The sequence below is a fragment of the Streptomyces sp. NPDC048565 genome (genome assembly GCF_040650935.1).
In the GTDB taxonomy this organism is placed as follows: Bacteria; Actinomycetota; Actinomycetes; order Streptomycetales; family Streptomycetaceae; genus Streptomyces.
Genome location: NZ_JBEZIH010000026.1, coordinates 65389 through 71388, shown reverse-complemented (window position 1 = coordinate 71388; position 6000 = coordinate 65389). Strand labels below are relative to the sequence as shown.

5 protein-coding genes and 1 pseudogene are annotated in these 6000 nt (G+C 71.5%); 2 read left to right on the top strand and 4 right to left on the bottom strand.

Annotated elements, in window-relative coordinates:
* Positions 1-127 precede the first annotated feature (127 nt).
* Positions 128-1018, top strand: coding sequence for a chitosanase (locus tag AB0C75_RS27885; protein WP_362894527.1), 891 nt, complete (start codon positions 128-130; stop codon positions 1016-1018).
* Between the two features lie 36 nt (positions 1019-1054).
* Here AB0C75_RS27885 and AB0C75_RS27880 read toward each other — a convergent pair whose 3' ends face one another.
* The 3 genes and pseudogenes from AB0C75_RS27880 to AB0C75_RS27870 form a co-directional block, all read right to left on the bottom strand.
* On the bottom strand, positions 1055-1306 hold the full coding sequence (locus AB0C75_RS27880) for a WhiB family transcriptional regulator (RefSeq protein WP_362894476.1): 252 nt from the start codon (positions 1304-1306) through the stop codon (positions 1055-1057).
* Between the two features lie 119 nt (positions 1307-1425).
* On the bottom strand, positions 1426-2217 hold the full coding sequence (locus AB0C75_RS27875; protein ID WP_362894475.1) for a VOC family protein: 792 nt from the start codon (positions 2215-2217) through the stop codon (positions 1426-1428).
* Positions 2218-2365: 148 nt separating this feature from the next.
* Positions 2366-2557, bottom strand: a pseudogene (locus tag AB0C75_RS27870) (alkanesulfonate monooxygenase); the annotation flags it as partial.
* Positions 2558-2714: 157 nt separating this feature from the next.
* Between AB0C75_RS27870 and AB0C75_RS27865 the strand changes: the two are divergent.
* The gene (locus AB0C75_RS27865; RefSeq protein ID WP_362894474.1) at positions 2715-4880 is read left to right on the top strand and encodes a DEAD/DEAH box helicase; all 2166 of its coding nucleotides are present in this window, start codon (positions 2715-2717) and stop codon (positions 4878-4880) included.
* A 1-nt stretch (position 4881) separates the two neighbouring features.
* Here the strand turns inward: AB0C75_RS27865 and AB0C75_RS27860 are convergent, their stop codons facing one another.
* Positions 4882-5862, bottom strand: a complete 981-nt coding sequence (locus AB0C75_RS27860; protein ID WP_362894473.1) for a multicopper oxidase domain-containing protein — start codon at positions 5860-5862, stop codon at positions 4882-4884.
* Between the last annotated feature and the right edge of the window lie 138 nt (positions 5863-6000).

Sequence of the window (6000 nt, the reverse complement as noted above, 5' to 3'; positions counted from 1 at the left end):
TTCTCGGCTGGCCGGCGGCGTCCCCGGGGGGGCGCCCCTCGCCGGGGCCGCCCCGCCGCTCTGCACATGGGGCACACAGGTCTCCCCCCACAGCTTCACAGAACGTACTCTGTGGCGGGTGAAACCTGTGACGCGTCTTGTTCTTTTCGGTGCACCGATCGCCATTGCCGCTTCGATCCTGTTCAGCCGTGGCGACTCGGAGCCGCCCACGGTCGTCCAGCAGGCGGGCGGCCCCAAGGAATCCACCACGGCGGCGCCGGCCGCGGCCGAGCAGGCCGACGAGCAGGCCGACGAGATCGACGACCTGCCGCCCGGCCTCGCCGCGCCCGCGATGAAGGAGACCGCGTCCCGCCTGGTCGCCAGCGCCGAGGCCTCCACCCTGGACTGGCGCAGCCAGTACGGTGCGATCGAGGACGTCGGCGACGGCACCGGCTACACCGCCGGCATCATCGGCTTCTGTTCCGGTACGAACGACATGCTTCAACTGGTCGAGGCCTACACCGAGAAGCACCCGGACAACCCGCTGGCCTCGTACCTTCCCGCCCTGCGCGCCGTTGACGGAACCGATTCGCACGAGGGCCTCGACCCCGGTTTCACCGACGCCTGGCACCTGGCCGCGAAGGACCCGGCCTTCCGGAAGGCCCAGGACACGACGCGCGACAAGCTGTACTTCGAGCCGGCGGTCCGGCTGGCGAAGATGGACGGGCTCGGCACCCTGGGCCAGTTCATCTACTACGACGCGATGGTGCTGCACGGGCCCGGCATCGAGGCGGACGGCTTCTACGGCATCCGCGACGCCGCGATGGAGTCCGCGGACACGGCCTCGGAGGGTGGCGACGAGACGGCGTATCTGAACGCCTTCCTCGACGCGAGCCGGGCAGCGATCAAGAACCGCACGATGCAGCGCGACACGACCCGGATCGACACGGCACAGCGGGTCTTCCTGCGCGACGGCAACCTCGAACTGAAGAAGCCGCTGGTGTGGAAGGTCTACGGCGAGACCTTCCACATCACCTGACGGGAGCCGTCCCAGCCGTCCCACACGCCCCGGTGCTCAGCCGCTGCCGGAGCGGCCTCTGCGCAGCCGCTCCCGCTCCTTCTCGGAGAGCCCGCCCCAGACACCGAAGCGCTCGTCATGGGCGAGCGCGTACTCCAGGCAGGCCACCCGGCCCTCGCAGGCGTTGCACAGCTGCTTGGCCTCCCGGGTGGAGCTGCCCGGCGCCGGGAAGAAGAACTCCGGCCCGGTCTGCGCGCACAGCGCGTTCTCCTGCCAGGTGGGCTCGTCGGTCACGGTGTTGATCGGCATGGGGCAACCGTGCCCGGCCCCGATAAACAGGTGATCAACGACCGCTCAACGCCCTGGTCGGCCCGGCCCTGCCGCCCTGGCCACCCTGCCGTTCCGGCCGCCCTGCCGCATCGGCCGCCCTACTGCCTCGGTGCCGGCTTGATCACCGCGAACGCCGCGCCCGCGGGGTCGGTGAAGGTGGCGACCCGTCCGACCTCCGGCACGTCCGTGGCGGCCGTGGTGGCCCGGCCGCCCAGGCGTTCAGCGGTGGCGACCGTCGCGTCGGTGTCCTCCACCGCGAAGTACGGCAGCCAGTGCGGCCCGGCCTCGGCCTGGCCCGGCACCGAGTCGATGGGCACGATCCCGCCGAAGGCGGAGTCGCCGCTCTCCCCGTCGGCGGGGCGGACGATCGTGTACGCACCGCTGGGGAAGGACATGGCGTCGGTCTGCCATCCGAAGACGGTGTGGAAGAACGCGGCCGCAGCGGGGACGTCCGGGGTGTACAGCTCGGACCAGATGAACGCGCCGGGCTCCATGATCATGCCGAGGCCGGTGTTCGTCCCCGGCTGCCAGACGCCGAAGTAGGCGCCGGCGCCGTCCGTGAAGCCGCCCATCCGTCCGTAGTCGAGGACGTCCATGGGAGGAAAGGCCGCGGTGCCTCCGGCCTGCTCGACCGTCCGCGCGGTGGCTTCGGCGTCGGGAGTCTGGAAGTAGACCGACCAGGAGGGCTTCCCCTGTTCTTCCGGCACGGTCATGACACCGGCGACGGTCCTGCCCCGCAGCTGGTACATGCCGTATCCACCGGTCTCGGGGCCGCCCGGCACCAGGTCCCAGCCGAACAGGCCGTTGTAGAAGGTGGTGGCGGCGTCGACGTCGGGGGTACCGAGGTCGATCCAGTTGGGTGCGCCGGTGACGAAGGACGGGTCGAGCATGATGGCTCCTCGGGCGGATCCAGGTGTCTCGCGTGTCGCCCACGCCAGACGTTTCCCTCACCCTTCGAGTCTTGCACCGGGCACTGACGACCGCAGCCCAGGCCGGCCCGGCGCGCCACGGCGGTGCGGGCCCGGGCCGGCCGGTCGCTCAGCGCGTGACACCCAGTGCCGGAAGCGCCGTTACCGCGACCCTGTACGCCTCCTCCGGGAGCGGGTTCCCGGACAGAACGAAGGTGTCGACGCCCAGATCCTCGAACTCCTCGAGACGCTCGACGACCTGGGCCGTGGAGCCGACGACCGCTGTGCCGTGGCCCGGCCGGAACAGGCTCATGCCGGGCCACGCAGCCCGATGCGCAGGGTGCGGCCGTGCGCACGGCCCGCCAGGTGAGCAGCGGCGCCGCACCACGCCCGTGGCACGATGGGAGGCGCCCGGGAGGGCGACGGCCGCCGGTCGCGGAGGGGCGTCGGGGCCCGGGGACAGAAGGACGTAGACGTAGATGACTCAGGCGGGGCCCACGGGAAGAGCCGCACGTGAGGTGCTCGACGACGCCCGGACGCTCGTCGGGGCGGCCCGCACGGTGCTGGACGACCACCACTGTGCCGTCGAGGCCGTGCGCACCACGCTCGCGCCCGTGCTGGACTCCCTGGTCGGCCTCGAACTGGCCGCGATCCCCATTGCCCGGCTCGCGGACGTCACACAGGGGCGGGTGCGGCTCGGCGCGCTGGAGCAGGCGGGGTACACGACGGTCGGCCGGGTACACGGAGCCGGGCGTTACGAGCTCCGCCAGATTCCCGGCGTCGGCGCGCAGACGGCGGACCAGGCGCTGGCGGCCGCGCGGCAGATCGCGCACGCGGTCCGGGACACCGTCGCCGTACGGATAGACATGGACGCTCCGGACGCGACCACGCCCGCGCTGCTCATCGCCCTGCACCGGCTGGTGGAGGGCGGCACCGACGTGCGCCGGGCGGTCGACGCCGCCCGGCGTCTGACCACCGAGCTGGAACCGCTGCTCGTGGCGGCCGCGCCGGCGCGGAGCCGGCTGCGGATGCTCTTCGCCGGGCGGGCGGCCGGCAGCCGGGCGCCCGCCGCTGTCGCCTCCGTACGGGAGGTGGCGAGGGACGCCGACGCACGCGGACTGCGGACCCTGTTCGGGCAGGTCTCCGTCGACCTGCTGCGCGGTCCCGCGTCGGAGGCGGAGGCCTGGGTCGATTTCGAGCTGCGCTCCGCCGAGTACTACAGCCTGCTCGCCGAGCTGTCCGGCAGCGGACCCGACCGGGACGCGGCGGAGGGCTTCCTGCCCACGGGGATCGCGGAGCGGGTGCGCGGGCTGCGACTCGACGACGCGCGTCTGCGGGTCTCGCTGCGCGGGTACCAGTCCTTCGGCGCGCGCTTCGCGCTGGCCCAGAAGCGGGTGATCCTCGGGGACGAGATGGGGCTCGGCAAGACCGTGCAGGCCATCGCCGCGCTGGCCCATCTCGCGGCCGGCGGCGAGCGGCACTTCCTGGTGGTGTGCCCGGCGAGCGTCCTGATCAACTGGCGGCGCGAGGTCACCGCACGCTCCACGCTGCGGGCCGTGCCGGTGCACGGCCCCGAGCGGCAGGGGGCGTTCGACGAGTGGCGCGAGCGGGGCGGGGTCGCCCTGACCACCTTCGACGCGCTGTACACGCTGCCGGGAGGCCCGGAGTCCGGGGTGCGGCCGGGCATGGTGGTGGTGGACGAGGCCCACTTCGTGAAGAACCCCGAGACCCGGCGCTCCCGGGCCGTGAGCGGCTGGACGGGGCACAGCGAGCGGGTGCTGTTCCTGACCGGCACCCCGATGGAGAACCGGGTCGAGGAGTTCCGGAGCCTGGTGCGCCAGCTACGGCCCGAGCTGGCTCCGCTCGTGACCTCCACGCACGGGGTCGCGGGGTCGCACGCGTTCCGCAGGGCCGTCGCCCCCGCCTATCTGCGCCGCAACCAGGAGGACGTCCTGGGTGAACTCCCGGCGCTGGTACAGGCCGACGAGTGGGAGGAGTTCTCGGAGGCGGACCTCGACGCGTACCGCGAGGCGGTCGGCTCGGGGCAGTTCATGCGGATGCGCCGTGCCGCGTACGCCCGCCCCGAGACGTCGGCGAAGCTGAACAGGCTGCGCGAGCTCGTCGCGGAGGCCGAGGCCAACGGCCTCAAGGTCGTCGTGTTCTCGTACTTCCGTGAGGTGCTCGGCACCGTCCAGGAGGCCCTGGGCGACGGGGTGTTCGGCCCCGTCTCCGGCAGGGTTCCGGCCGCGCGCCGGCAGGAGCTGGTCGACTCCTTCGGCGCGGTGGACGGGCACGCGGTGCTGCTGAGCCAGATACAGGCCGGCGGCGTCGGCCTCAACATCCAGGCGGCGTCGGTGGTCATCCTGTGCGAGCCGCAGATCAAACCGACCATGGAGCATCAGGCGGTGGCGAGGGCGCACCGCATGGGGCAGATACGGACCGTGCAGGTCCACCGGCTCCTCGCGGTGGACAGTGTGGACCAGCGGATACTCGACATCCTGGCGCGCAAGGACCGGCTCTTCGACGCGTACGCGCGGCGCAGCGATGTCGCCGAGGCGACGCCCGAAGCCGTCGACGTGTCGGACGGCGCGCTCGCCCGGCGCATCGTCGAGGAGGAGCAGCAGCGGATGGCGGCCGGAGTGTGAGTCAGTGCTTGTGGGCCCCTGCCGCGTGGTGGGGCGGGTCGTAGTCCGGCACCGTGCCGTCCGCCTTGGCGACGAGCAGCAGACCGGCCATCCCCTGGTCGGAGTGGCTCTGGACGTGGCAGTGGTACATCCAGGCACCCGCGCCCACATGTTCGCCCGCGATGATCTGGAAGCCGAAGGAGTCGGCCGGTCCGCAGATCTTCGTGTCGACCACGCGACTGGGGTCGTCGGGGCCGGTGAGCAGCCCGGTCCTGTTGTCCGCCCAGCGGTGCCCGTGGATGTGGAACGTGTGGTAGTACTCACCGTGTGTGATCATCACGACCTCGACCCGGTCGCCCACGGTGGCCTCGAAGTCGGGGCTCTGGTCCGCCGGCTTGTTGTTGATGGTCATGTCGTTGAAGACGATCGTGATCGTGCTGTCCGGCAGGACATCTCCCTCGCGGCGTACGACGAGCGGCCCGTACAGGCCCTTGCTGATGCCGCCGGTGCCGTGGTCCGTGCCGACGACATGGTCGTGGTAGTGCCAGTAGCCGGCGCTGCCCGCCTGCCACGTTCCGTCCTTGCGGCGGCCGGGGGCGTGGGTGCGCCAGGTGTAGGTGCGGGTGCCGCCGGGTTCGACATGGCTGCGGTTCATCCGGGTGCCGTCGCTCGCGATGTCGTAGTCGACGCCGTGCACATGGAGGCTGGCGTCGACATCCGTGGTGTTCTCGAATTCGATGTGCAGCGTGTCACCCTCGGTGATCTCGATGAGCGGCCCGGGGATCGACGCCTTGCCCTTCTCCAGGCCGTATCCGAGCTGACCGTCCGCCAGCTTCTCGGCGTACAGCTTGAGATGGCGCACCGTCCCTCCGGCGGGGGCCGTCTTCGCCGGGTTCTCCGCGGATGTGGCCTGTACGGCGCCGAGCGACATCGATGTCACACCGGTCGCCGCCACCACTCCGCCACCCACCAGCATCCGGCGGTTGAAGGTCCTGCGGTCCATGTCGAACTCCCCACTGCGTGACGGAAACTGACGCGCTGACGCATTGACCCGTGGACGGCCCACACGGTAGCCGGGGCCCGTTGGTTTATCCACACTCAGGACAAAGTTCGTTCGATTGCTGCCATACCTATTGGCGAG